26 protein-coding genes are annotated in these 23,504 nt (G+C 68.5%); 8 read left to right on the plus strand and 18 right to left on the minus strand.

The annotated features are described in order from the left end of the window. Nucleotides 1-31: 31 nt before the first annotated feature. From ACIPV5_RS13695 to ACIPV5_RS13730, 8 genes are all read right to left on the minus strand, one after another. Nucleotides 32-1,708, minus strand: coding sequence for an amidohydrolase (locus ACIPV5_RS13695; protein WP_400341359.1), 1,677 nt, complete (start codon nucleotides 1,706-1,708; stop codon nucleotides 32-34). 4 nt (nucleotides 1,709-1,712) lie between these two features. Continuing rightward, nucleotides 1,713-2,180, minus strand: coding sequence for a DUF3237 domain-containing protein (locus tag ACIPV5_RS13700; protein WP_400341361.1), 468 nt, complete (start codon nucleotides 2,178-2,180; stop codon nucleotides 1,713-1,715). Further along, nucleotides 2,177-3,880, minus strand: a complete 1,704-nt coding sequence (gene nikE / locus ACIPV5_RS13705) for a nickel ABC transporter ATP-binding protein NikE (RefSeq protein ID WP_400341362.1) — start codon at nucleotides 3,878-3,880, stop codon at nucleotides 2,177-2,179. The genes ACIPV5_RS13700 and nikE overlap by 4 nt, the downstream gene beginning before the upstream one ends. After that, on the minus strand, nucleotides 3,877-4,740 hold the full coding sequence (locus ACIPV5_RS13710) for an ABC transporter permease (RefSeq protein ID WP_400341364.1): 864 nt from the start codon (nucleotides 4,738-4,740) through the stop codon (nucleotides 3,877-3,879). The genes nikE and ACIPV5_RS13710 overlap by 4 nt, the downstream gene beginning before the upstream one ends. Beyond that, on the minus strand, nucleotides 4,737-5,684 hold the full coding sequence (locus ACIPV5_RS13715; RefSeq protein ID WP_295100879.1) for an ABC transporter permease: 948 nt from the start codon (nucleotides 5,682-5,684) through the stop codon (nucleotides 4,737-4,739). Before ACIPV5_RS13715 ends, ACIPV5_RS13710 begins: the two co-directional genes overlap by 4 nt. 30 nt (nucleotides 5,685-5,714) lie before the next feature. Continuing rightward, nucleotides 5,715-7,364 carry an ABC transporter substrate-binding protein gene (locus ACIPV5_RS13720; protein WP_400341365.1) on the minus strand — a complete coding sequence of 550 codons (1,650 nt, stop codon included), beginning with the start codon at nucleotides 7,362-7,364 and terminating at the stop codon, nucleotides 5,715-5,717. 73 nt (nucleotides 7,365-7,437) lie between these two features. Then, nucleotides 7,438-7,872 carry a DUF3237 domain-containing protein gene (locus ACIPV5_RS13725; RefSeq protein ID WP_400341367.1) on the minus strand — a complete coding sequence of 145 codons (435 nt, stop codon included), beginning with the start codon at nucleotides 7,870-7,872 and terminating at the stop codon, nucleotides 7,438-7,440. After that, nucleotides 7,869-9,527, minus strand: coding sequence for a CocE/NonD family hydrolase (locus ACIPV5_RS13730; protein WP_400341369.1), 1,659 nt, complete (start codon nucleotides 9,525-9,527; stop codon nucleotides 7,869-7,871). Before ACIPV5_RS13730 ends, ACIPV5_RS13725 begins: the two co-directional genes overlap by 4 nt. A gap of 146 nt (nucleotides 9,528-9,673) precedes the next feature. Here ACIPV5_RS13730 and ACIPV5_RS13735 point away from each other — a divergent pair, with 146 nt between their 5' ends. After that, entirely contained in the window at nucleotides 9,674-10,243 is a 570-nt protein-coding gene (locus ACIPV5_RS13735; RefSeq protein WP_400341371.1) for a TetR family transcriptional regulator, read from the plus strand. Nucleotides 10,244-10,411: 168 nt separating this feature from the next. Next, nucleotides 10,412-10,846 (plus strand): NUDIX domain-containing protein, encoded by a 435-nt coding sequence (locus ACIPV5_RS13740; protein ID WP_400341374.1) that lies wholly within the window; start codon nucleotides 10,412-10,414, stop codon nucleotides 10,844-10,846. A 170-nt stretch (nucleotides 10,847-11,016) separates the two neighbouring features. Here the strand turns inward: ACIPV5_RS13740 and ACIPV5_RS13745 are convergent, their stop codons facing one another. Next, entirely contained in the window at nucleotides 11,017-11,556 is a 540-nt protein-coding gene (locus tag ACIPV5_RS13745) for a hypothetical protein (protein WP_400341376.1), read from the minus strand. 379 nt (nucleotides 11,557-11,935) lie between these two features. Between ACIPV5_RS13745 and ACIPV5_RS13750 the strand changes: the two genes are divergently transcribed. Together ACIPV5_RS13750 and ACIPV5_RS13755 are read left to right on the plus strand one after the other, a co-directional pair. Then, the gene (locus ACIPV5_RS13750; RefSeq protein WP_400341378.1) at nucleotides 11,936-12,319 is read left to right on the plus strand and encodes a hypothetical protein; all 384 of its coding nucleotides are present in this window, start codon (nucleotides 11,936-11,938) and stop codon (nucleotides 12,317-12,319) included. Nucleotides 12,320-12,400: 81 nt separating this feature from the next. Beyond that, nucleotides 12,401-12,652: a PASTA domain-containing protein gene (locus ACIPV5_RS13755; RefSeq protein ID WP_400341379.1), complete on the plus strand. Its 252-nt coding sequence runs from the start codon at nucleotides 12,401-12,403 to the stop codon at nucleotides 12,650-12,652. Nucleotides 12,653-12,676: 24 nt separating this feature from the next. On the opposite strand, the gene ACIPV5_RS13760 is transcribed toward ACIPV5_RS13755, so the two are convergent. From ACIPV5_RS13760 to ACIPV5_RS13790, 7 genes are all read right to left on the minus strand, one after another. Beyond that, entirely contained in the window at nucleotides 12,677-13,024 is a 348-nt protein-coding gene (locus ACIPV5_RS13760) for a hypothetical protein (protein ID WP_400341381.1), read from the minus strand. Nucleotides 13,025-13,082: 58 nt separating this feature from the next. Next, nucleotides 13,083-13,694 carry a hypothetical protein gene (locus tag ACIPV5_RS13765; protein ID WP_400341382.1) on the minus strand — a complete coding sequence of 204 codons (612 nt, stop codon included), beginning with the start codon at nucleotides 13,692-13,694 and terminating at the stop codon, nucleotides 13,083-13,085. A 23-nt stretch (nucleotides 13,695-13,717) separates the two neighbouring features. Beyond that, the gene (locus ACIPV5_RS13770) at nucleotides 13,718-14,131 is read right to left on the minus strand and encodes a hypothetical protein (RefSeq protein WP_400341384.1); all 414 of its coding nucleotides are present in this window, start codon (nucleotides 14,129-14,131) and stop codon (nucleotides 13,718-13,720) included. Between the two features lie 7 nt (nucleotides 14,132-14,138). Beyond that, nucleotides 14,139-14,699, minus strand: a complete 561-nt coding sequence (locus ACIPV5_RS13775) for a hypothetical protein (protein WP_400341386.1) — start codon at nucleotides 14,697-14,699, stop codon at nucleotides 14,139-14,141. 143 nt (nucleotides 14,700-14,842) lie between these two features. Further along, nucleotides 14,843-15,205: a cupin domain-containing protein gene (locus ACIPV5_RS13780; RefSeq protein ID WP_233277244.1), complete on the minus strand. Its 363-nt coding sequence runs from the start codon at nucleotides 15,203-15,205 to the stop codon at nucleotides 14,843-14,845. Then, nucleotides 15,202-16,608: an NAD(P)/FAD-dependent oxidoreductase gene (locus tag ACIPV5_RS13785; protein ID WP_400341388.1), complete on the minus strand. Its 1,407-nt coding sequence runs from the start codon at nucleotides 16,606-16,608 to the stop codon at nucleotides 15,202-15,204. The genes ACIPV5_RS13780 and ACIPV5_RS13785 overlap by 4 nt, the downstream gene beginning before the upstream one ends. Before the next feature lie 25 nt (nucleotides 16,609-16,633). Next, complete coding sequence (locus tag ACIPV5_RS13790; protein WP_053097765.1) at nucleotides 16,634-17,101, minus strand: Lrp/AsnC family transcriptional regulator; 468 nt, start codon at nucleotides 17,099-17,101, stop codon at nucleotides 16,634-16,636. A 100-nt stretch (nucleotides 17,102-17,201) separates the two neighbouring features. On the opposite strand from ACIPV5_RS13790, the gene ACIPV5_RS13795 reads away from it, so the two are divergent. Then, nucleotides 17,202-18,635, plus strand: coding sequence for a gamma-aminobutyraldehyde dehydrogenase (locus ACIPV5_RS13795; RefSeq protein ID WP_400341390.1), 1,434 nt, complete (start codon nucleotides 17,202-17,204; stop codon nucleotides 18,633-18,635). A gap of 14 nt (nucleotides 18,636-18,649) precedes the next feature. Here the strand turns inward: ACIPV5_RS13795 and ACIPV5_RS13800 are convergent, their stop codons facing one another. Beyond that, on the minus strand, nucleotides 18,650-18,937 hold the full coding sequence (locus ACIPV5_RS13800) for a hypothetical protein (protein ID WP_053097764.1): 288 nt from the start codon (nucleotides 18,935-18,937) through the stop codon (nucleotides 18,650-18,652). A 157-nt stretch (nucleotides 18,938-19,094) separates the two neighbouring features. Here ACIPV5_RS13800 and ACIPV5_RS13805 point away from each other — a divergent pair, with 157 nt between their 5' ends. From ACIPV5_RS13805 to ACIPV5_RS13815, 3 genes are read left to right on the plus strand one after another with little or no spacing between them, the layout of a single operon-like run. Further along, nucleotides 19,095-20,234: an ROK family transcriptional regulator gene (locus ACIPV5_RS13805; RefSeq protein ID WP_072591897.1), complete on the plus strand. Its 1,140-nt coding sequence runs from the start codon at nucleotides 19,095-19,097 to the stop codon at nucleotides 20,232-20,234. Next, a complete protein-coding gene (locus ACIPV5_RS13810; protein ID WP_056279274.1) occupies nucleotides 20,231-21,139 on the plus strand; it encodes a polysaccharide deacetylase family protein in 909 nt (302 codons plus the stop codon). Before ACIPV5_RS13805 ends, ACIPV5_RS13810 begins: the two co-directional genes overlap by 4 nt. Continuing rightward, nucleotides 21,136-22,461 (plus strand): MFS transporter, encoded by a 1,326-nt coding sequence (locus ACIPV5_RS13815; protein WP_400341393.1) that lies wholly within the window; start codon nucleotides 21,136-21,138, stop codon nucleotides 22,459-22,461. Before ACIPV5_RS13810 ends, ACIPV5_RS13815 begins: the two co-directional genes overlap by 4 nt. A gap of 6 nt (nucleotides 22,462-22,467) precedes the next feature. Here the strand turns inward: ACIPV5_RS13815 and galE are convergent, their stop codons facing one another. After that, on the minus strand, nucleotides 22,468-23,445 hold the full coding sequence (gene galE / locus ACIPV5_RS13820; protein ID WP_400341395.1) for a UDP-glucose 4-epimerase GalE: 978 nt from the start codon (nucleotides 23,443-23,445) through the stop codon (nucleotides 22,468-22,470). Nucleotides 23,446-23,504 lie beyond the last annotated feature (59 nt).

Below are 23,504 nucleotides of genomic sequence, written 5' to 3' on the forward strand. Positions count from 1 at the left end.
GACGCACGGGACGGTGCGTCGCCGACTCGATTCACTCGCGCGTGTGCACGACGGCTCCGCCCACGATCATGACGGCGGTGCCCACGCTGATCAGCGCCTCGGCCGGGATGGCGAACGGATCGACGGTCGACACCGCGATGTCGGCACGGCCGCCGATGCGCAGCATCCCCCCTCCGCCCAGCACGAGCTCGGCGGATCCGCTGGTGTACGCGGCGAGCGCCTCGGTGAGGGTGAGACGCTGGGTGGCGTCGAGGGGTTCGCGCGGCTGCCCGTCGGGGCCGGGGAGAGTGCGGTTGACGGCGACGTGGATCGCGAGCCACGGGTCGGCCGGCGATACGGGCCAGTCCGACCCCATGGCGATCGCGGCACCGCTGTCGGCGATCGCCCGGAACGGGTAGCCCGCGCGCATCCGCGCGTCGCCGATCATCGGCACGACGGCCGGGTCGACGGATGCCCAGAGGCCCTGGATGTTCGCGGTGATGCCGAGAGGGCCGAAGCGGCGGGCATCGTCGGGGTGGACCATCGACAGGTGCGCGAAGTGATGGCGCTGACCGGTGCCGTTGGCGCGTCGGGCAGCCTCGACCGCGGCCAGGGCGACACGCACGCCGCGGTCGCCCATGATGTGCAGGTGCATCGCGAACCCCGCGGCGTCGAGCGAGACGACGAGTGCCTCCAGTGCCTCGGCGTCGATGTGCAGTTCCCCGCTGCCGGCGTGGCTGCAGTACGGCTCGAGCAGCGCCGCGGTCTCGCCGTGGGGAACGCCGTCGACCATCGCCTTGGCGGTCGATGTGTCGAATCCGGCGGCCGCGTTCGCTGTTCGCACAGCGACGAAGCGCTCGACCAGCTCGGGCACCTGCGCGGCGGTGGTGCCGGGGGGAACCCAGAGCGCGCCGGACGTGCGGCTGCGGAGAGTGCCGTCGGCGATGGTCGCGAGATACGCGGCAGTGCAGTCGGCCTTGCCGTTGTACTCGCCGAGGATGGCCTCGTGCCAGCCGGTGATGCCGAGCGTCCAGAGGAAATCCTGCGCGTTGAGCAGACCAGCCGATATATCGGCATCGGTCGACGCCGGGATCGCTCGACCGACGAGCTCGGCCGCCGTCTCGTTGAGGTATCCGGTCGGTTCGCCCTCGTCGTCATGGTGGATGTGACCGTTCGGCGGCGCCGGGGTGTCGCGGTCGACTCCGGCGAGCTGCAGCGCGCGCGAGTTGACCCAGAGGGTGTGGTGCCCGGCGTCGCTGAGCGCCACAGGGCGGTCGGGCACGATCGCGTCGAGCAGCTGCCTGGTCGGGTGCGGGAACAGTTCGTGGCTCCAGCCGCCGCCGGTGATCCACTCGGCATCCGTCGCCTCGGCCGCTGCCGCGATCAGCGACAGCGTCTCGTCGACCGTGCTCGCGCCGGTGAGATCGCAGCTGAGCCGCTCGACACCAGCGAACGCGGCATGGATGTGCGCGTCGACGAAACCCGGAAGGATGCCGCCGCCGGCCGCCTCGATCACCCGGGTGTCTGAGCCAGCCAGGGCACGGATCTCGTCGTCGGAGCCGATCGCGATGATGCGCTCGCCGCGGATGGCGACGGCGGTGTCGGCGGTGACCACCCGGCCGTCGAACACGTGGCCGTCGACGATGCACAGATCGGCGGTGAGGGTGCGGGTCATGGTCGTGCCTCTCGTCGTGGCGGCTGCGCCGCTCTGGTCGTGCTCGTCGATCATCTCGTCACACCACCCGGAAGACGCGGATGACGACCTGGTCGTCTCCCGGTCGCGCGTAGCCGACGAACTGCGACTCGGCGAGCCAACGCAGGGGCTCCGCATCCGTCTGGAACACGAACGCCGTGCGGTAGTAGAGATCGTGCTCGGACGGCTGTCCGCCCGACTCGAACTGCGCGATCGCCGCCTCGTTCGCCCGCCAATAGCCGCGGTTGACGACATCGACGAGATGGCCGTCGATCTCGATGAGATACCGCGCATCGAGCTGGGTGGTGACGCCATGGTCGACCCACCAGTCGCCTCCGCCCGGAACGACACGCCCTTCAGCGCGAGGCCCGGTGACGCGGCCGCCGATGATCGGAGTGAAGTGCAGCTGGCCGCCCTCACCCCGACCGATGCGCTGAGGCGGGGTCACATCGACCTGCAGCTCGAAGCAGAACTCGAATGCGGGGGTCATCAGCTCGGTGTCGGTCATCGCCGTCTCCTCGTGGTCGGTCGGTCGAGTCCGATCGTCGGGATCGGAGTGGTGCGCACCGGAATGCGCCGCTGCGGTGCCCAGCCCTCGCTCGGGATCGAGTCGAGAAGCAGGCGGGTGTACTCAGCCTGAGGGTCGTCGAGCACGGTGCCGGTAGCGCCGCGCTCCTCGATGCGGCCCTCGCGCATCACCACCACGTCGTCGCACAGTCGGCGGATGACGGTGAGGTCGTGTGTGATCATCAGCAGCGCGACGCCGGTCTCGAGGCGGATGCGTTCGAGCAGCGTCAGGATCTCGACTCGGGTGGTGACGTCGAGCGCCGACACGGCCTCGTCGAGCACGAGGATGCGCGGCTCGGCGGCCAGTGCCCGCGCGATCGCCACGCGCTGCCGCTGGCCTCCGGAGAGCGAGCGCGGACGCGCGTCGAGCAGGGCGGGGTCGAGGCGCACGGACTCCATCAGTGCGCCCACTCGCGCGGAGAGCGCGGCGCGGTCGTCGTCGTGGCGGTGCACGCGGATCGCTTCGGTGAGGCACTGTCGCACGGTCTGGCGTCGGTCGAGCGACTGATACGGATCCTGGAAGACCATCTGCGCGGTCTTCGCGCGGATGCGGCGCTCGGTGCCCGAGGCGGCGGGTGTGCTCCAATCGGAGCCGCCGACGTGCACGGTGCCGGCATCCGTGCGCTCCAGGCCGCAGATGATGCGGGCCGTGGTGGATTTACCCGACCCGGATTCCCCGACGATGCCCAGAGATCCTCCGGCAGCGAGGGTGAACGAGACGTCGTCGACGGCGGTGAGCACCTCGTGCCCGCGCCCACGGGCCGCTCGCACGCGGAATCGCTTGGTGAGACCGTCCACTCGCAGGAGCGGCTCGGTGTCGGCGGAACTCGACGGCCCCGCGGGCGCGGTCAGCGGCACGGCGTCGAGCGAGGCCGACATGAGGATGCGCGTGTAGTCCTGCGTGGCATCCTCTCTCATGCTGCCCGCCCGCAGCGTCTCGATCGTGCGCCCCTCTTTCATCACCACGACCCGATCACACACGGCACCGGCGAGAGCGAGGTCGTGGGTGATGAACAGCAGCGACAGGTCGCGATGGCGACGCAGGTCGCCGATCACCGCCATGACCTCCTCCTGTGTGGTCACATCGAGGGCGGTGGTGATCTCGTCGGCGAGCAGCAGGCGCGGATCCATCGCCAGAGTGGATGCGATCATGACCCGCTGCAGCAGGCCGCCCGACAGCTCGGCCGGTCGCTGACGCAGTCGACGGGCGGGAGAGGGGACTCCGACCTCGTCGAGTAGCTCTATCGCACGACGCTCGGCGGCGTCGACCGTGAAGCCTGCCACGGTGACCAGCGCCTCGGTGAGGAAGTCGCCGATCGTCCGCAGCGGGTTGAGGTGCGCGCGGGGCGTCTGGAACGCCATGCCGATGCGCAGCGCCCGCAGCTCGCGTCGCCCGCGGTCGTCGAGGGACGCGAGGTCCTGGCCTTCGACGCTGATGCTTCCCGCCGTCGTGAAGGACTCGGGCAGGAGGCCGGCGATCGCCCGCACGCTCAGCGTCTTCCCCGAGCCGGACTCGCCGACGAGGCCGACGGACTCGCCGAGGTCGACGTCGAGCGTGCAGTCGTGAACCAGCATGCGGGGCCCCTCGGGAGTCGGCATGCCGATCGCCAGGCCCTGCAGTTCGAGCACCGGTGCCGTCATCGTTCCTTCTCCTCTGCCCAGGTGGTGGTGCGTGCGCCGATGATGCCGACCGCGAGCACGGTGACGACGATCAGCGCCGCCGGGAAGAGCGACTGCTCGGGAGCCCCGGCGAGTATGGCGGCCTGCCCTCCGGCGATCATGGATCCCCAGTCGGCGGCGGGAGGCTGCTGGCCGAGACCCAGGAACGAGATCGCGGCGAGGTCGAGCATCGCGTAGCCGAAGCCGACCGTCGCCTGGGCCGCGACGACCGGGATGAGTGCGGGGATCAGATGACGGAAGCAGATCGCCGCGCTCGACACCCCCTGCACCCGCAGCGCTGCGACGTAGGGACGACCCAGTTCGCGCGAGGCCGCCGTCTGGGTGAGGCGCGCGACGACCGGGATGTACGCGATCGACAGTGCGATGACCGGGGCGACGAGTCCCTTGCCGAGCATGGCCACGGCGAGGACGGCGAGTACCAGGCCCGGGATGGCGAAGATCACGTCGATGATGCGCGCGATCGTGCCGCGGACGAATCCGCCGAACCAGGCGGAGGTGACGGCCAGCGCCATGCCGAGCGTGGTGGAGAGCACGACGACGATGACCGGGGCCGTGACACTGGCCGAGGCGCCGGCGAGAACCCGCGACAGGATGTCCCTGCCGAGGTCATCGGTGCCGAACGGATGGTCGAGGGAGACCACGCCGTTCGTGGGCCCGACGTAGAGCTGGTCGGGTGAGTAGGGTGCGAGCCACGGGCCGGCGACGGCGATCACGGCGATGACCGCGAGCACGACGGCGGCCACGACCACGAGCGGGTCCCGTAGGGCGAGACGACGTGCGGCGACGGGGATGCGCCCCGCGGCGAGCTGACCGACGCTCATGCGTTCCTCCTGGTTCCCGCACTGTCGGGATCGATCGCCGCCGCCAGCAGGTCGGCGATCGCGTTCAGCACCACGAACAGCGTGACGAGCAGCAGCGAGACGACCTGCACGACCGGGAGGTCTTTGCGGGCCGCAGCCTCGGTGAGGAGGGAGCCGATGCCGCCGAGGCCGAAGGCCTGCTCGGCGATTGCCGAGGCCGCGAAGAGCCCGGCGATCGTCGTGCCCGAGATCGCCAGGATCTGCGGCGCCGCGTTATGGAAGACGTGTCGACGGAACACCCGCGGCCACGGGATGCCGCGGACCCGGGCCGTCTCGACATGCTCGGAGTGCAGCTGCGCCACGAGAGCGCTGCGCGTCACCCGGCTGATGTACGCGATGAACATCAGCGCGAGCGACGCCGCCGGCAGAACGAGGTGCCAGAGCCGATCGAGTCCTTCGTCACCCGCCCCGAAGGTCGGGAACCAGCCGAGCGAGGTGGCGAAGATCCAGATCAGCAGGATCGCGACGATGAACGTCGGCAGAGCCATGCCGAGCGATGTCGAGACTGAGACGATCATGTCGGTACGGCGGCCGCTCACCGCGGCGAGGATGCCGGAGCCGAGGCCGAACACCGCGATCAGGGCCGTCGTGAGCAGCACCAGTTGGAAGGTCACCTCGAAGCGGGCCCCCACGAGCACGGAGACGTCGGTCTTGTAGACGAACGACCGGCCGAAGTCGCCGGTGACGACGCCGCCGAGCCAGTGCAGGTACTGCAACCAGACCGGGTCGTCGAGTCGGTACTCGGCGCGGATGGCCGCGATGAGCTCCGGGGTCGGACGAGCACCGCCCGCCAGCGCCGACACCGGGTCTCCGGGCGTCAGCAGCAGCGCCGAGAAGATGATGACGCTGGCGAGGAAGAGCGTGAGCGCGAGTCCGCCCAGCTTTCCGAGCACCGTCCTGATCATGAGGGGATCCGTTCTGTCGTCCTGGACGACTCACTCGCCGCCGAGGTGCAGCGCCCAGGGGGAGCTGTAGATCGCGACCGAGGTGGTGATCCCGGTGAGGTCGTCGGACAGGTAGGTGAGCTGGTAGGCGCCGGCGAGGGTGACCTGCAGCTGGTCGGCGGCGAAGATCTCCTGTGCGCTCACGAACGCGTCGGCCGCTGTGGTGGCATCCGTCGCTGTGCGCGCCGCCTGGAGGTCGGCCGTCACCTCGTCGTTCGCATAGCCCGACCAGTTGAAGATGCCGCCGATCTCGGCCGGCAGCATGAACAGCTGCGGGTAGCCGAGCACGCCGGGCACCTCGAGGTATCCGGTCGTCGCGACGAAGTCGATGCCCTCGCGCAGCTCGGGCGTGTAGAACAGTGCCCCGAAGTCGGCGGGCTGGCGTTCGTCGATCGAGATGGTGAGGCCGATGTCCTTGGCCGCGCTCTGCACGATGGATGCCGTCTGCGAGAACTCCTTCGCGCCGGCAGGCACCGCGAGCACAAGGGGCACCGAGGTGTCGATGCCGGACTCGGCGATCAGCTTCTTGGCCGCATCCAGGTCGACCTCGGGTGCGGGGAGGGCGTCGTAGGCATCCTGGTAGATGTCCTTCGCCTCCATGCCGCTCCACACGAACGGGGGCACGATCGTCTTCTGCACCTCGCCGAGCCCCTGCAGGACGGTGTCGATGTAGACGTCGCGATCGATGGCGAGGCTCAGCGCCTGCCGCACTCGCGGGTCGGCGGCCGCGCTGTCGGCCGACGCGGGGCCGAAGCTGTACGAGGCCGTGGAGGGTCCCGCGATCAGGCGGCCGGCGCCGCTGTCGGCCTCGAAGCTCTGCCGCGATCCGGGAGGCACGGTGAATGCACCGTCGATCTCGCCAGCCGTCAGGGCGGAGGTGAGCGTGGGGCCGTCGGTGACGAACACGAAGCGGATGCGGTCGGTCAGCGGAGCGCCGTTCCAGTAGTCAGGGTTCGCGGTGACCGAGATCTCGGAGCCCGGCTTCCACTCGTCGAGCTGGTATGGGCCCGCGCACATCAGGCCGCCGCCGGAGGTTCCGAGGTCCTGACCCGCGGTGGCGCCGAAGGCGGAGCTCATGACGGCTCCGCCTCCGCCGCCGAGGGCATCGCGGAATGTCGTGTCCGGGGCTGCGAAGTGCACGATGACGGTGTCGTCGTCGGGCGTCTCGATGCTCGAGACCAGTGCGAAGGCCGCGTACCACTGCGACGCGGGGGTGCGGTTGCGCTCCAGGCTGTAGGCGACGTCCGCGGCGGTCACCGGAGTTCCGTCCCAGAAGGTGACGCCATCGCGCACCGTGATCTCGAAGGTCACGGGATCGACCCACTCGGCCGTCTCGGCGATGCCCGCTTCGAGGGTGAAGTCGGGTTCGACCGTGAGCAGGCTGTCGCACAGGTTCGGGATGATGATGTTGGCAGAGGACGACGGGTCGAGCGTCTGAGGTTCGCCCTCGACGACCGCCCACGTCACCTCGTCGACGGGCGTGGTCGCCGCGGGCAGCGCGGTGACCAGCGACGAGGCGTCGATCTCGTCAGTGGACGAGTCTGTCGTGCCGGCGCGCGGTGCACAGGCGGTGGCGGCGAGAACGGTCGCGGTCGCCAGGGCGGCGGCGACGGTGAACCGGCGTCGGGTGGTGCGGGTCATGTCGGGTCCTCTCAGGTGCGTGCAGCGGGAGCGTCGTCGACCCCGCCGGGGGTGGTGGTGCGGGCGGTGCGGGTCATCTGACGACGTAGACGCGGATGCAGATCTGCTCGTCCTCGTCGCGGGCGAGGCCGATGAACTGGTTGCGGCTCAGCCAGCTGTGTTCGGGTGCGTCGGTCTGGAAGACCGGGGCGGTGCGGAAGTACGACGAGCCGTCGGCCTCTTCGCGGTAGTAGCCGCAGTTGAGGATGTCGATCGCCGCACCGTCGGCTGCGCGCAGCAGGTAGCGCGCCTCGAGCTGGAACGTGCCGTCGCGCTCGACAGACCAGTCGCCTCCACCGGCGATAACCGTGCCCTGCAGCAGGGGGCCATCGATCGTGCCCCCGGTGATGGGGGTGAAGGCGAGCACCTCGTGCGGTCCACGGCCCAGGTGGATGTCGGTGTCGACGTCGACCCGGATCTCGAAGGCGTACTCGAGGATCGGCTCGGGCTGAGGGGTGTTCGTGGTCATGACAGTTCTCCATCCAGGACGGGGAGGTGGATCGTGAGCCCGTCGGGGCCCCCGACGGTGAGGTGCTGCTGATTGGTCGCGGTCGGCCCCCAGGCCCACGGGTCGGCGCCGGTGCCGGTCTGGGGGATGAACTCGGGATAGTCGCTGCTCGACACGTGAACGCGGAGGCAGTGGCCGGCCTGGAGCCGGTATCCGATCTGCCCCAGGCCGATGTCGATGGTCGCGGGCGTCGTGGCTTCGGCGATCTGACGCTGCCCGCGGGCGATGCGCAGTGCTGTGCCGTCGGGTGAGACGTCGAGCAGTCGGACGAACAGGTCGAGCACGGGGCCGTCGGAGCGGACCGTCGCGGTGGCGCTCACGGGGCCGGCGAGGTCGACATCGGCGGCGACCGGAGACGACGTGAAGACGAGCACATCGTCGCGGGCGCCGATCGGTGCGTCATCCGGCATCTCGAGGAGGAACGAGAAGGCGTCCTCGGCGCTCGATGGCACGAGGTCATCGGGGTCGTGCGTCCACGTCAGCTCGGTCGGCTGCGCCGCAGCATCCGTGCGCAGCCCTCCCTCTGCGGTCGCCTGCAGCGTGACGGTGCGGATGCCGGCGGGCGGCCACGCCGCATCCGTCCGCTCCTCTGTCGTACCGGCGAGGTTCCAGCGCACTGCGGGGATGTCGGACGGGGCGCCGTGGCCGCGCAGGTAGACCTCGAAGAACTCGAGCGCGGGGTCGAGAGTGCGGGGGAGGAGCGCACGCACCTGGTCGTCGGTGCGCTCGGCCACGCGGTCGGCCGGGTCGCTGAGCAGCTCGTAGCCCTCGTGGTCGATCGACTCGATGCGGAGGTGATGGTGAGCGGCCCACGCCGGACTCTTCGCGATGTCGTCGACATCGGCCCACGACAGGGGCGAGCAGTTGTCCCACCAGCCGATCGTGTGCAGCGCTGGAACCGAACGGCCGGCGAAGGGCGAGCCGAGCGGGAAGCGCGGCAGGTGAACAGGCCGCGGGTACCACTGGTCGTAAGAGATCGAGCGCTCTCCGGCCTCGGCGAGAAAGTCTTCGACCTGGGCGGCGAAGTCGCGCCGAGTCCAGTCCGGCTCCCACATGTAGGTGTCGTTGCCATGGAAATGGCTCACCGGATAGAGGTAGGTGATCGCCCACTCGACGTCCGAGACGCGCTCGCCGGGTGCGCGATGCACGGGTTCGCCGAGGCGGGTGCCGGTGACGCGAGGCGCGATCGCCTTGAGCGCGGGGTGGCCACTGGCCGCTGCCGCCCACTGGGTGTAGCCGTAGTAGCTGTCGCCCCACATCGCGACCCGGCCGTTCGACCACGGCTGCTGCACGATCCAGTCGAGCGTGTCCTCGCCGTCCCGCACCTCGTTGACGAAGAGCAGCGCCTCGCCCTCGGAGCGGAACTTGCCCCGCACGTCCTGGGCGACCACGCGGTAGCCGCGGGCCATCAGGTACTCGGCGATCAACGGGATGTAGGTGTAGGTGCCGCTCTTGTCGTACGGCAGGCGGATGAGGATGGTGTCGCCGGCGCGGTCGCCGCCGTCCGAGGGGAGGTAGACGTCCGCCGCGAGCAGCACGCCGTCGCGCATCCGGATGCGGGCGGGACGCGCCAGGTCGCTCTCGGGTGCCGCGGGGATGCGGATGTAGCGGGTCATTGCTCTCCTTCGAAACCTCTGCGCCGGGAAGACCGCGGTGCTCGATGAATCACAACGTAAGTCCGTCGAAGTTAATAGTCAAGTCTGACTAGACTAAAAACTTGTAACATCTATGTATCCTGCTGATGCAGGGAAAAGGGGGAACGATGGCACGTCCGACCGTGGCCGCAGAACGACGCGACCAGATCATCGAAGCCACCTTGCAGACCGTGGCCCAGCACGGCATCGCCGGAACCTCACTCGACCGCATCGCCGAGGCGGCAGGGATGTCGCGCGGACATGTGCGGCACTTCGTCGGGAACCGCGATCAGCTGCTCGCGGAGACCGCGCGGCACGTCTTCTCCGATGAGAAGGGCGGGCTGACGATCCTCCCGTCCACCCTGACGTCGTTCACCGAGGCGCTCGACTACCTGTTCGGCGAGGACTTCACCCGATCGGATGCCGAGAACGCCGTCGTGCTCGGTTTCGTCGAGCTCTCCCGCACGAACCCCTCCATCGCCGAGGTCCTCACGGAGGCATACGGCAGCACGCGCACCACCCTGGCCGCGCTCGCGGCAGCGGAGTACCCGAACGCCGGTGCGGCGACCTGCGAGCTGGTCGCCGACGGAACACTCTCAGCCGCACTCGGCAACGTCTTCATGGGTGATTTCGACCCCGACGAGGTGCGGACAGCGCGGGTGCGCCGCGCCGTCGAGGTGCTGGTCGCGGCACTCTGAGATCGGGCGGCGGGCGGCTGTTGCGCGTCTGCCGCCGGTGCGATGCCGCTGTCCTGCCGGAAACTATCCCCATCCTCGGCACCTCACGCCGGGTCCCAGCCCTCGGCTATCCTGGCGGGCGCGCCGTATGCGTCGGATCGCCAAGCGCTTCGACCTTGAGAGGGAGCTATGAACCGTCCGCACAAGGTGGTCGCTTATATCGTCAGAGATGACCGGATGGTGGTGCTGAGGCACGCTGATCTGCCCTGGGACGAGGCTGGATTGCAAGTGCCTGCTGGGACGATCAGATCAGGAGAGCTCCCAGAGGATGCGGTGCTTCGAGAAGCGCGCGAGGAAACCGGACTGGAGGGGTTGCGCGTCGTGCGATTCCTAGGGGCCGGCGAGTACGACATGCGCCCGTACGCTGAAGCCATTCATGCGCGGCACTATTTCCACCTCACCACGGATAGCGCTGATCTGCCTGAACGGTGGGAGGCGTTTGAAGAGAGCGACGGCGCGGGCGAGCGCATCCGATTCGAGCTCTACTGGATCCCACTTAGGAAAGCCCACGTCATCGGTGGCGGCCAGGCGGCATTCCTTGGCCGCCTGGCCGCGGAACTCTAGTCGGGACGTCCCACTGAGCTCCGGCCGAAAGGGCCCGCCCATAGCGGGTTATGGCTCACGTTTCCGGAGGCTGGTCGAGACGGCGGAGCGCTCGAGCGCCGCAAAGGATCGTTTTCGGCAGGAGTCGAACGCCTCCCAATTCTCCGCATCACTACGGAGCCAGTGAGCGATCAGCTCAGGCTGTTCTTGGAGATGACGAGTAGGAGCAGCTGTGCCACGCCGGTGGCAGTGAAGATCACGGCAACGGTAGTCACGCGCCGTTGCCAGGCCGGCTCGTCGGCACGTAACAGGTAAGCGGCGCTGATGCCCACTCCGAGGGCGGGACCCGAGACCACGGGGAGCACGGGAATGAAGGCGAGAGCCATCCACTCCCGGTCCAGCGCGAAGAGAAACGGCAGCCACAACATCGCGAGGGTGAACAGTATGGCGGGGGCGCCGGTGATGATGGCTACGGCGAGAAACCAATCGGCGTCCGCGTCATCGTCGAGCGGCGCGGCCGCAACGTGAGAGACCAGAACGCAGCCGACAATCAGCAACATCGCCAGATAGAAGGACGTCGGGTCAAAGTTCTCCGGGGCGCTCAAAAAGAAGGAGTGAATGCTCGCAAGCACTGTCACCGTCAGTACTGCGCAGCCCGCGGCCACGAGAAGCACGGAGACGGCTCTGCGCTTCGCTTGTCGCGATGGGGGTGCTTCTGTCGTGTTCACCACGTGTCCACCGTAGTCAGCGTGGCTCCGCGAATACCCTGACGTCTCCAATGAACCCGTATCGAACGATGGTCAGCCGTCAGGGATCGCCCCGATTGCTGAAGGCACCTGGGTGAGCATCGGCGATGACTCCCAACTGCGCGATCGACACTGGTTCCCGCTCGTACTGTCATGCCGAACTACTTGACAACCTCAACCTCCGGAAACGGGTGTCAGAACCAGGTTTTGAACCCCGTTTACGGCAAGGCGTTTACGGCGCTCGACGCGACTGCTCCGTAACGATCGATTGCGGCAGGCGACCTTCGAGCAAAGAGCCCCCTCGGCCCCTGACCAGAAGTCGTACTCTGGCGGGTACGCGTCTGCCCCTGATACCGTCGGGCTCATGGCAGCCCAGATCGCCGAGCAGGGTTCAACGGCGGCTCCGCATCGTCGGCCGCAACTCCGGCCCATCGCGATCCTTGCACTCGGCGTTGTCGTCGTCCCGCTCGCCTTTGCGACGGCATTCAACAGCTGGGGCGCACTCACCGAAGACACCGCCATGCGCATGGCGTTTGCTACTGTCGCCGGCCAGGTTATCGCCGTTCTGACCGGATTCTTGGTGGTCGGAATTGCGTGGAAGCGCCGATACCGTCTCACGCAAATCGCGGTTCTCGCCGCCATCGCGGTCGCTATCACCATCAACGCGTTCGCGATCGTTGCGTCGACCGGAGACCTGCTGTTGTCCCGTCTCGACCTCATCGCCGAAACGAATCTTCTCAACCAGTAGCGCGAAACGGTATCAGTCGTTGCTGACGTACACGGTAGATGTCGGACACGAGTGGGCCTTCGGCGGCGTAGTGTCCATCTCATGTGGGAGAGCGTGGGAGAAGCGGTCACGGTTCCACTGGTCGAGGGCATGTCATTCCGGGCCGCCCAAGAGATTGCCTCGGCCGCGGGTGTGACCCTCGCCAATCCAGACCCTGACGGTCCGCCGATCGGCGCACTGGCATGGGGGCGGAACTACCTCGTCTTGCATCAGACGCCCCCTGCCGGGACGGTCGTGACCCGGCACTCATCGGTAGCGATTCGCGTCGAAGAAAAGCTTCACGAGGAACGCTGACGACGCGGACCCGTCGGTAGCGGGTTAGTGGTACAGGGGAGGCGGCGTAGCCAGCACGGCGATCAACGCCCCCATCACGAGGACCGTGCTGAGCCCCACGATGCTCCATACCGTGGCACGTCGCTCGCGCTTCGGATACACGTCGCCTAGCCCCACCAGCACGGCCGACAGCAGCAGCACGAGCCAGACCACAAGCGCGATGATGCCCATCCCGATACCGATCGCCCGCTCGGTATCGTCCGAATCGGCGTACTCGATGACCGTGAGGCCGGGGCCCGCCAAGCTGAGGCCGGCTAAGCCGAGCATGAGAGCCCCGAAAAGTCCGATGAGCGTCGCGGTGATGGTCAGGGAGGCACTGCCGACGATCCGCACGGCCCCATAGTGGCACGTGGCGGGCGCGAGCGCAGTCACGAGCGTCGGCAGCGCACAGCTACTGGCAGTTCGGCGACTGCAGCAGCGGAAGCTCGAACCTGGTCAGCCTCGCGGCCGGTCCGGGCTCGAGGGCGAACCATCCGGCGATCTGCCCGTTGGCGATCCGCGTGCCGTAGTCGCCGGCGGTGAACGGCTGATGGCCGTCGTCCGCGCTCGTGTGCAGGACTGGGGTGGCGAGCAGCCCATCCTGCTCGAGCACGTCTATCGATGACAGGAAGAGGAAAGACCTCTCTTCGACGACGTATCCCGATTCGCCCCCGTCGGCCAGTAGGGGGGTGACGAGCCACGGCATGGTCAGAAACCCCCAGAACACTGCCACCACGGTTCCGCCGATCGACAGCAGTCGCCCGATCACGATCAGTCCGAGCCAGCCGGAAGGCGCCGAGACGGTGCAGAGCATGTAGCTGATCGCGATGAACGCGAGGATCGTGGATGCTCCGATGATGTGTCGTGACGGCAAGGTGCCGAGCAGCAGCTGAGCATCGCCACCGGATGCGGAATCGACCACGGCCACGCCGATCACCGCGATCGTCGCTGCGGCCACTGCCACTGTCGCCGCTGTCTGCAGCATCCGCGGGTGCCGGGATGCCGTGAGGGTGCGCTCACTCATCGCCGCTCTCTTTCACGAACGCATCACGAGCAGGACAGGTGCGAATACACCTCGATGACTCGCTCGATATCGGGGTAGCCCGCTTCTTCCAGAGCGTCCCGCACGTCCTCCCGCACGGATTCCAAGTAGGCGGACCCTCGGAGCCTGATCTCGGGAACGGAGTCGAGGTCAGGATCATCGTCGAGGAGCGAATACCACTCCGACCACTGAGACTCGCTGACCACCGCCTCATCGAGAGCTTTGGTGGCGATGCTGCTGGCCTCGGCGGGCGGATCGTCGACCGCGGGACTGAGCCACCATTCGATCTCGCACGTGCCACCCGGCACAGACACGGTTTCGGAGCGATCGGGACCGCTTGCCGGCGCCACGAGGCCGCAGCCGGTCATCGCCAACAGGGCCGCCACCAGAGAACCACCGAACAGCCAAGGTCGACGCATGCAGAGATCATAGGTGAGCGTTCTGAGCATGCTCCGTCGTCAGCTCGACGAGCATTGCCTGACCAGCGGACATCGGTTCGGTCGTGAGCTCCACGGATCCGAAGGGGAAAGGGTAGAAGAACGTCCCTGTTCCGTCCCACTCGGTGATCGGGATCATCGCGAACCAGATCTGGCTGATCGCGACCGAGACGACGGCGAGGATCGCAATGGCAACAGCGGCCCGATCGAGGTATCGGATTGCTGAGGGGATGTCTTGCGCGCGGCGCAGCACCGCGGTGATCGCCGCCAATACGATCGCGGCGAACGCGAAGAGGATCAACGGGCTGGGCTGCAGAGCGAGATACACGCACGTCGGCGCGGTCTCGGTCGCGTTGCCGGCTGCATCGATGAAACCGCCGTCCGCTGCGACGCCACCTGGACAGTATCCCTTGCCGCTCGTCATGAACGTCGAGTAGCCCAGAGCGGCGACCAGCGCGACCACGACCAGGCGCCGAACGCGAGCGATGATCTCCATGCCCGGCACTGCGGACTCTGTCGTCGGCGCCTCCCGCCTCGCGGTCTGAGACACGTTGACCCCCCTTGTGCTTTGCCCATGACACTATCGACGGGCGCGCCGAACATCCACCGAGGAATTGGTGATCGGAACGAGCTCGCCGACGGATGGCACACACTCATGCGCAGCATCCAGGCGGTCGCCGTCGATGCCGCACGTCAGGCGATATATATCTTCCGCAGCGTCTCGGTGACCGTCCACGCGGTGCGCTGCCCCGCGGCGAGGCGCACGACCGACCCGGGGCCGACCTCGACGGCGGGCAGCGGGGGGTCGACGAACTCGATCCGCGCCTGACCGGTCAGCACGACGAAAACCTCGTCGACCTCGGTGTCCGATGCCGTGCCGGGCGTCATCTCCCAGATGCCGATCTCGACCTCACCCAGAGTCCCCAACGCCTGCACAGCCGTCGTCGGGCGACCGATGAGCACGTCCACCGCAGGCAGCGGTTCGTGCATCAGCGGCAGCGCCGCGGCATCCACTCCGGTTCCCGGCGCGAGCTCGCCCGGCGCGAGCTCGCTCACGAGTCGAAGCCCATGCCGACGGCATCCAGCGTCTTGAGGAACAGGTTGCGCTTGCCCTCGTTGTGATCGGCCCGGTTCATCGCCGCTCGCACGAGGTTGACGCCGATCGAGGCGACGGGCTCGGGCGGGAACGGGATCGGCTTCTCGCGCACCATCGCGAGCTCGGTGCGCTCGGTCGGCTCGCCCGACAGCTTGTCGAGCATGACGTCGGCGGCGAAGCGCGCGGCGCCGACGCCGAGCCCGGTGAACCCGGTCGCGTAGGTCACGCGTCCCTTGCGGGCGGTGCCGAAGAACGCGCAGAAGCGACTCGACGAGTCGATCGCCCCCGCCCACCGGTGCGTGAAGCGCAGCCCCTCGAGCTGGGGGAACGTCGTGAAGAAGTGCGAGGCGAGCTTGCGGTGGCTCTCGGCGCGATCCTCGTACTCGGGTCGCACCTTGCCGCCGAAATGGTAGACCGCGTCGTATCCGCCGAACAGGATGCGATTGTCGGCGGTGAGGCGGTAGTAGTGGAACTGGTTGGCGCTGTCGGCCAGGCCCTGGCGGTTCGACCACCCGATCGACGCCAGCTGCTCGTCGGTCAGCGGCTCGGTCATGAGCACGTAGTCGTAGACGGGAACCGTCATCAGGCGGTTGCGCTTGAGCAGCGAGGGGAAGACGTTCGTGGCGAGAGCCACGGCATCCGCTCGCACCTGCCCGCCGTCACGTGTGACGAGCGTGATCGCGCTCGATCCGTCGCCGATGACCTCGCGCACGAGCGACTGCTCGTAGATCTCGACCCCGAGTTCGACCGCGACGCGCGCCAGCTCGAGACCGAGCTTGGCGGGGTGCACGAGCGCACAGGCATCGCGCTCCCAGGCGCCGGCGAGGAACGTGTCGGAATGCACCTCGGCCTGCACGGCCTCGCGGTCGAGGAATCCCTCCTCCTCGCGCAGCCACTCCACCTGGTGCGGCTCGACGGCCACGGCGAGTTGACCGGTGCGCTCGAAGTCGGCATCCATGCCGTACCGCTTCACGGTCTCTTCGATGCCGTCGAGGTTCTCGATCCCCAGCTCTTCCAGGCGGTCGATCTCGTCGGGCCAGCGCGTGAGGCCGTTCTCGTGCCCGTGTGTGAGGCTCGCCTCGCAGAACCCTCCGTTGCGGCCCGACGCGGCCCACGCGATGCGCGACGCCTCGAGCAGCACGACCTTGCGCTGAGGATCGCGCTCCTTCGCGCGCACGGCGGTCCAGAGGCCGGCATAGCCACCGCCGACGATGGCGAGGTCGGCGGTGATGCTGTCGGTGAGCGCGGGGTGCGAGACGCGCTCGACGTCATCGAGCCAGAACACGCTGAACGCGGTGTCGCGCAGCGAGGCATCGATCACGGCATCCGCGGGGCGGCGACGTTCGAAGACCGTGGTTCCCATGGTGTTCTCCTTCCGGACCCGCGCCTCAGCGCGTGCCCCAGTTGTAGAGGTCTTTGTAGAGCCCTGCGTAGAGCAGGCTCTCGGTGTGCGTGATGCCGGGAATCGTACGGATGCGGGTCGCGATCAGATCGAGCAGGTGGCTGTCGCTCTCGCACACCGCCTCGACGAGGATGTCGAACGTGCCGAGCGTCACGACGACGTACGCGAGCTCGGTGATCTTCGTCAGCTCCTCCGCGATCAGCCGCGGGTCGCCCGTGACGCGGATGCCGATCATCGACATGCGGTTGAAGCCGAGCTGCATCGGGTCGGTCACGGCGACGATCTGGATGATGCCCGCCTCGGTCATCCGCTGCACGCGCTGACGGGCCGCCGCCTCGCTGAGCCCCACCTCTCGGCCGATCTCGGCATAGGGCCGTCGACCGTCCTCCTGCAGCAACTCGACGATCCGCTTCGAGATGTCGTCCAACACGGGCTGCTTCGGCGTGGTGCTCATGTGTCGATATTGACAGGATCGGCGCTCCCTGGCAACTGATTCCATCGTCAAGGTCACTTCACTCTTCTGTATTCGTGATCCGATCGCTAGCATGGCGAGCATGGCCACAGAACTCCTACAGAACTTCATCGGCGGGCAGTACGTTCCCGTGAGCGGGCAGCAGCGGATGCCGTTGATCGACCCGGTGACCGAGGAGGCCTACGGCGAGCTGCCGGTCTCGGACGCCTCCGACGTGGACGCCGCCTATGCCGCCGCATCCGCCGCGTTCCCGATCTGGCGCGACACCACTCCCGCCGATCGCCAGCTCGCGCTGTTCCGCATCGCCGATGAGATGCAGAGCCGCGCCGAGGAGTTCGCCGACCTCGAGTCGAAGGACACCGGCAAGCCGCGAGCCAGCCTCGTGGCCGACGAGATCCTGCAGTCGATCGACCAGCTGCGCTTCTTCGCCGGAGCCGCCCGCAGTCTCGAAGGACGCGCGGCGGGTGAGTACCTCGCCGGCCACACCTCGTTCGTGCGCCGCGAGCCGATCGGCGTGATCGGACAGGTCACCCCCTGGAACTATCCGCTGAACATGGCCGTGTGGAAGATCGCCCCGGCGCTCGCCGCAGGCAACACGGTCGTGCTGAAGCCCGCCGAGTCGACGCCCCTGACCACCCTGCTGCTCGCCGAGATCGTCGCGCTGCACACGCCCGCCGGCACGCTCAACGTCGTGCTCGGCGACCGCGACACCGGCGTGGCACTGGTCGAGCATCCGACGCCGCAGATGGTCGCCATCACCGGATCCGTGCGCGCCGGGATGGCCGTCGCGCGATCCGCGGCGAACGACGTCAAACGGGTGCACCTTGAGCTCGGCGGCAAGGCGCCCGCGATCGTCTTTCCCGATGCGAACCTCGACAAGGCGGCATCCGGCATCGTCACCGGCGCGTTCTTCAACGCCGGACAGGACTGCACCGCGGCCACCCGCGTGCTCGTGCACTCGTCTGTGCACGACGAGTTCGTCGCCGCGCTCGTCGAGAAGGCGAAGACGGATGCCCGCACGGGCGCTCCGCACGAGGAGGGCGTGCTCTACGGTCCCCTCAGCAGCGCTGCCCAGCTCGCTCAGGTGCAGGGCTTCGTCGACCGCCTGCCTGCACACGCCACGATCGAGACCGGCGGTGCGCGTCAGGGTGAGAAGGGCTACTTCTTCGAGGCGACCATCGTGTCGGGTCTGCATCAGGACGACGAGGCCGTGCAGGGCGAGATCTTCGGCCCGGTGCTGACCGTGCAGTCGTTCGAGACCGAGGAGCAGGCGCTCGAGATGGCGAACGACGTGCCCTACGCCCTCGCATCGTCGGTGTGGACCGCCGATCATGCCCGCGCGATGCGCTTCTCGCGCGACCTCGACTTCGGCTGCGTGTGGATCAACACCCACATCCCGTTCGTCTCGGACATGCCTCACGGCGGTTTCAAGCACTCGGGCTACGGCAAAGACCTCTCGCAGTACGGCTTCGACGACTACACGCGCATCAAGCACGTGATGTCCGCGCTGGACTGACGGCGGGTCTCGGGCTACCAGCGCGAGCGGATGAGCGACCCTCGCGTGAACCGCACCACCGAGATCGTCATCGGCACACTGCCGACGGGGGCATCGAGCGCTCGCGCGAGCAGCAGCTCTGCGGCCGATCTGACCTCGGCGAGCGTCGCGGCGACGCCGCGCACGTCGAGGTCGGCGACGTGCAGCACCCACCATCCGCGCTCGAGCAGGGCCGTCACCTCATAGGGGTACACGGCCGGGGTAGGAGTGTCGATGCGCGACGACGGACGTCGGTCGAGCCGGTGCGGGATGGTCGGTCGCATCGGATGCCTCCTCCCTGTGGTCGTGCGGGGCCGCGGTGGCTCCCTGAAGCAAGACGCGCACGGCCGCGGATCATGACGCGGATCAGGATCCGGATCTCTCGACACGTATGACGCGATGTGTCAAGCTGGGGCGGACGTCGAATCCGGGGGGATCAACTTGGCACGACCACTTGCGGGGCCCCAGACCCTGCTCCGAACACTCAACGGCCGCGCGATCCTCGAGACGCTCGCGCGCCGAGGCCCGCTCACCCGCGCCGAACTGGTCGCCGAGACCGGTCTCTCGCGCACTGCGGTGACGCAGGTGCTGCGGATGCTCGAATCATCGTCGGCGGTCGCCGCTGCGGGCGTCGACCGTGACACGCGGGGACCGGCAGCAGGGCGCGTCTCGCTGCATCCTCATCTCGGACTCGCCGCGGCAGTGCACGTCGACGCCCACGCCGCCCACGTCGCGCTGGTCGACCCCACCGGAGCCGTGCGGGCCGAGAGCCACGCCGCCTTCCCCGTGCGCGGGGACCGCGTGCAGCACATCGCCGGCCTCATCGATGCCTGTCAGAGGGCGGTGGCCGGTCCGCTGCTGCTGGCGGTCGTCGGCATCCCGGGCATCGTCACCGCCGACGGGGGCATCCGCGATGATCAGGGTCCCGACGGCGGCGCGTTCAAGAACGCCCTGTCGACGCGCCTCGGCTGCCCGGTGCGGGTGGAGAACGACGTCAACCTCGCGGCGCTCGCCGAGCTCTCCGAGGGCGCCGGCGCGGCGCTCAGCAGCTTCGCGCTGCTGCTCCTCGACGACGGACTCGGCGCCGGCATAGTGATCGACGGCTCCCTGCACCGGGGCTTCTCGGGCGTGGCCGGCGAGGTCATGTATCTGCCGCAGAGTCCGCTGCCGATCGGCGCTCCCGTGCTCGGTGACGCCGTCGTGCGCGACCTCGCCCTGGCGAACGGGCGTGACCCGGACGAGACGATCGACCAGCATCTCGACGCCGCCTCCGCCGGCGATCCGGCCGCACTCGCCATGGCCGCCGAGATGGGACGCAGACTCACCCTGATCGCGGGCAGCATCGCGCTCGTGCTCGACCCCGAGGCGTTCCTCCTCAGCGGCACGGCCGCCCACCCGGCGCTGGCCCGAGCGGCGGTCGCCTTCGCCGAAGAGCTCGCCCCGCAGCTCCCGCTCACCCTCCTCGTCTCGTCGTTCGGCCCGGAGGCGCCGCTGGTCGGCGCAGTCGGTGAGGCGGCATCCGCTCTTCGCGCGACCGTGTTCTCGCGGTTGCTTCCCGCATCGGACAGGAGTCGGCGATGACCTCGGACCTCGCGGATCGCCTCGGCCTCGCGCCGGGAGCCAGGGGCGTGATCATCAACGCCGACGACTTCGGCATGTGCCACGCGGCCAACACCGCGATCATGCAGCTGCTCGATGCGGGGCACATCGACTCGACGACGCTCATGGTGCCGTGCGCGTGGGCACCCGAGGCGCTCGCTTTCGCGGCCTCGCGCGCCGACCTCGACGTCGGCGTGCACCTCGTGCTCACGAGCGAGTGGACCGACTACCGCTGGCGGCCCCTCACCGGCACCGACACCACCCTCGTCGACGACGCGGGGTACTTTCCCGCCGGCGTTCTCGCGATCGAAGAGCTCGCGTCGGTCGACGACGTCACCGCCGAGATCGCCGCACAGCTGCAGACGGCGTTGGATGCCGGGGTCGACGTGACGCATCTCGACAACCACATGGGGTCTGTCTACGGTCTGCTCACCGGGCGGGACTTCCTCGGCCCGGTGTTCGAGCTCGCCGCCCGCAACGGCCTGCCGTTCCGGCTGCCGCGCAGCATGGACGGGACCGGCGACGACGCCGCCCTGCAGGCGAAGCTCGCCGAGGCCTCGGCCGCCGCCGACGCGCTCGGCGTCGAGATCATCGATCGGCTGTGGAGCCACCCGTTCGAAGAGGCGCCGGACGAGTCGTACGAACAGGTGCGCGACGGGTTCATCGCGCTGCTGCGCGCGGTTCCGGCCGGAGTGACCGAGATCTACCTGCATCCGATGGTCGACGACGACGAGCTGCGCGCGGCCGTCGACTTCGGTGCGGCCAAACGCGGGCACGAGCTTCGCCTGCTCTCCGACCCCGAGGTGCTGCAGGTGTTCGCCGACGAGGGACTGGTGCGGCTCGGATGGCGCGATCTGCGCGATCTGCAGCGGAGCCGACGCGCATGACCTCGCTGACGACGCGGCTGCGCGACCGACGACTCGACGCCGCACCCACGAGGGCTCAGTCCATCGCGTTCGGAGCATCGGGGTTCCCGACCCAGCTCATGGCGCAGACGTTCTCGGCGTTCGTCGTCTACTTCTACGTCACCCACCTCGGTGTCGCGCCAGCATGGGTGGCCGCGGCGATGATCGCGCACGGCGTGCTGAACGCGGTGCTCAACCCGGTCGTCGGGGCGCTGTCCGACCGCATCCGCACGCCGTGGGGCCGCCGTATCCCGTGGATCGGTCTCGGCATCGTGCCGCTCGTGGTCGCCTTCGCGCTGGTGTGGATGCCGCCGGAGCTGCCGACCGCCGGGCTGATCGTCTGGTTCCTGATCGTGGTGGCGGTGTACGACATCGCCTTCGTCGTGGTCGTGCTGAACATCTCGGCGCTGTTCCCCGAGATCTTCCGCACCACCGATGAGCGGGCGCGTGGCAACGTGCCCCGGCAGATCTTCGCGATCCTCGGCATGGTGCTCGGCACCGCGGGTGCCCCTGCGTTGTACGACTCGATCGGCTGGCCGGGAATGGCCCTCGTGCTCTCGGCGGTCTGCCTCGTGCTGCTCGTCTGGTCGTTCTTCGGCGGCATGATCGAGCGTCGAGTGCCCGAGGCCGCATCCGAGGCGATGCGCTGGGGCGACCAGCTGAAGTACACGTTCGCGAACCGGGCGTTCGTGCCCTACGTGCTCGGCTCGCTGTTCATCCAGACCTCGATCGCCGTCATCCTCGCGGCGCTGCCGTTCTACGTGCGCTACTCGCTGGGCGCCGCCGAGGGCGAGGCGAGCCTGCTGCTGGGGGCGATCTTCGTCACAGCCATCCCGTCGATCGTGCTGTGGAGCGCGATCGTGCGCCGCACCTCACCCCGCGCAGCGCTGCTGTGGAGCGTCGCCGTGTTCGGGATCTCCGTGCTCGGCTACCTGCTGCCGTCGACCGTGCTCGCCGCAGCGCTCATCGGCGTCGCAGTGGGCGTCGGCGTCGGCGGTCTTCTGCAGCTGCTCGAGGTCGTGCTCGCCCAGATCATCGACGAGGACGCCACGCGCACCGGTCATCGACGCGAGGGCGCGTATTTCGGGGTGAACGGCTTCGTCGTGCGCGGCTCGGTCGTGCTGCAGGCCGTCGTGGCGGCGGTGGTGCTCACGGCATCCGGCTTCGACGCCTCGCTCGGCGATGCGCAGCCGGAGGCCGTCGACGGCGGGATCCGCGTCATGGTCGCGGTGGTCCCGCTCGTCTTCGCCGCCCTCGCGTGGCTGTGCTTCTGGCTCTACCCGATCCGCACGCGCGACCTCTGACCGACGTCAGGACGCGGCCCGACGGGCCTCCCAGCCCGTGCGCACCATCTCGTCGACCGTGTATCGCATCTTCCAGTCGAGGTCACGCGCGGCGAGCTCGCCGGTCGCGACGATGCGGTCGGGGTCTCCCGGACGCCGAGGGCCGATCTCAGGGGTGAAGTCGATGCCCGTGACGCGCGCGACCGCGTCCATGATCTGCTTCACGCTGAGGCCGTCGCCCGAGCCGAGGTTGTACGCGGCCTCGATCGGCTCGCCACCGGCGAGACGCTTCGCTGCCGCGACGTGGGCGGCGGCGATGTCGCCGACGTGCACGTAGTCGCGCACGTTGGTGCCGTCCTCGGTGTCGTAGTCGTCGCCGTTGATGCGGGGGGTCTCGCCGGCGATGAGCTTCTCGAACACGATCGGGAAGAGGTTGTGCGGGCTCACGTCATAGACCGACGGGTCGGCCGAGCCGACCACGTTGAAGTAGCGCAGCGAGGTGTGACGCAGCGGCTTGTCGGAGTCGGCGGTCGCGATCGCCTGGTCACGGAGCAGCCACTCGCCGATGAGCTTGGACTCGCCGTAGGGGCTCGCCGGCTTCTTGGCGGTCTCCTCGACGACGAGCGGCACATCGGGCGTGCCGAACACGGCCGCCGACGACGAGAACACGATGTTGGTGACGCCCGCGGCATCCATCGCCTCGAGGATCACCCGAGTGCCCTCGACGTTCTGCGCGTAGGTGTGCAGCGGACGCTGCACCGAGACGCCGGCGTACTTGTATCCGGCGACGTGGATGACACCCTCGGCGTCGTGATCGCGCAGCGCCTTCTCGACCAGTTCACGGTCGAGGATGCTGCCCTGCACGAAAGCCACGCCTTCGGGCACGAACGATGCGACGCCGCTCGAGAGGTCGTCGAGGACGACGGGCGTGAGCCCGGCATCCGCCAGTGCGCGAACGACGTGCGAGCCGATGTAGCCGGCGCCGCCGGTCACGATCCAGGACATTGTGCTCCTCAGGGTGGGGAAGTGTTCAGTATCTCAGGTCGCGATCGGCGGACTCTGAG

Source organism: Microbacterium sp. NPDC090014 (genome assembly GCF_044748285.1).
Taxonomy (GTDB): Bacteria; Actinomycetota; Actinomycetes; order Actinomycetales; family Microbacteriaceae; genus Microbacterium.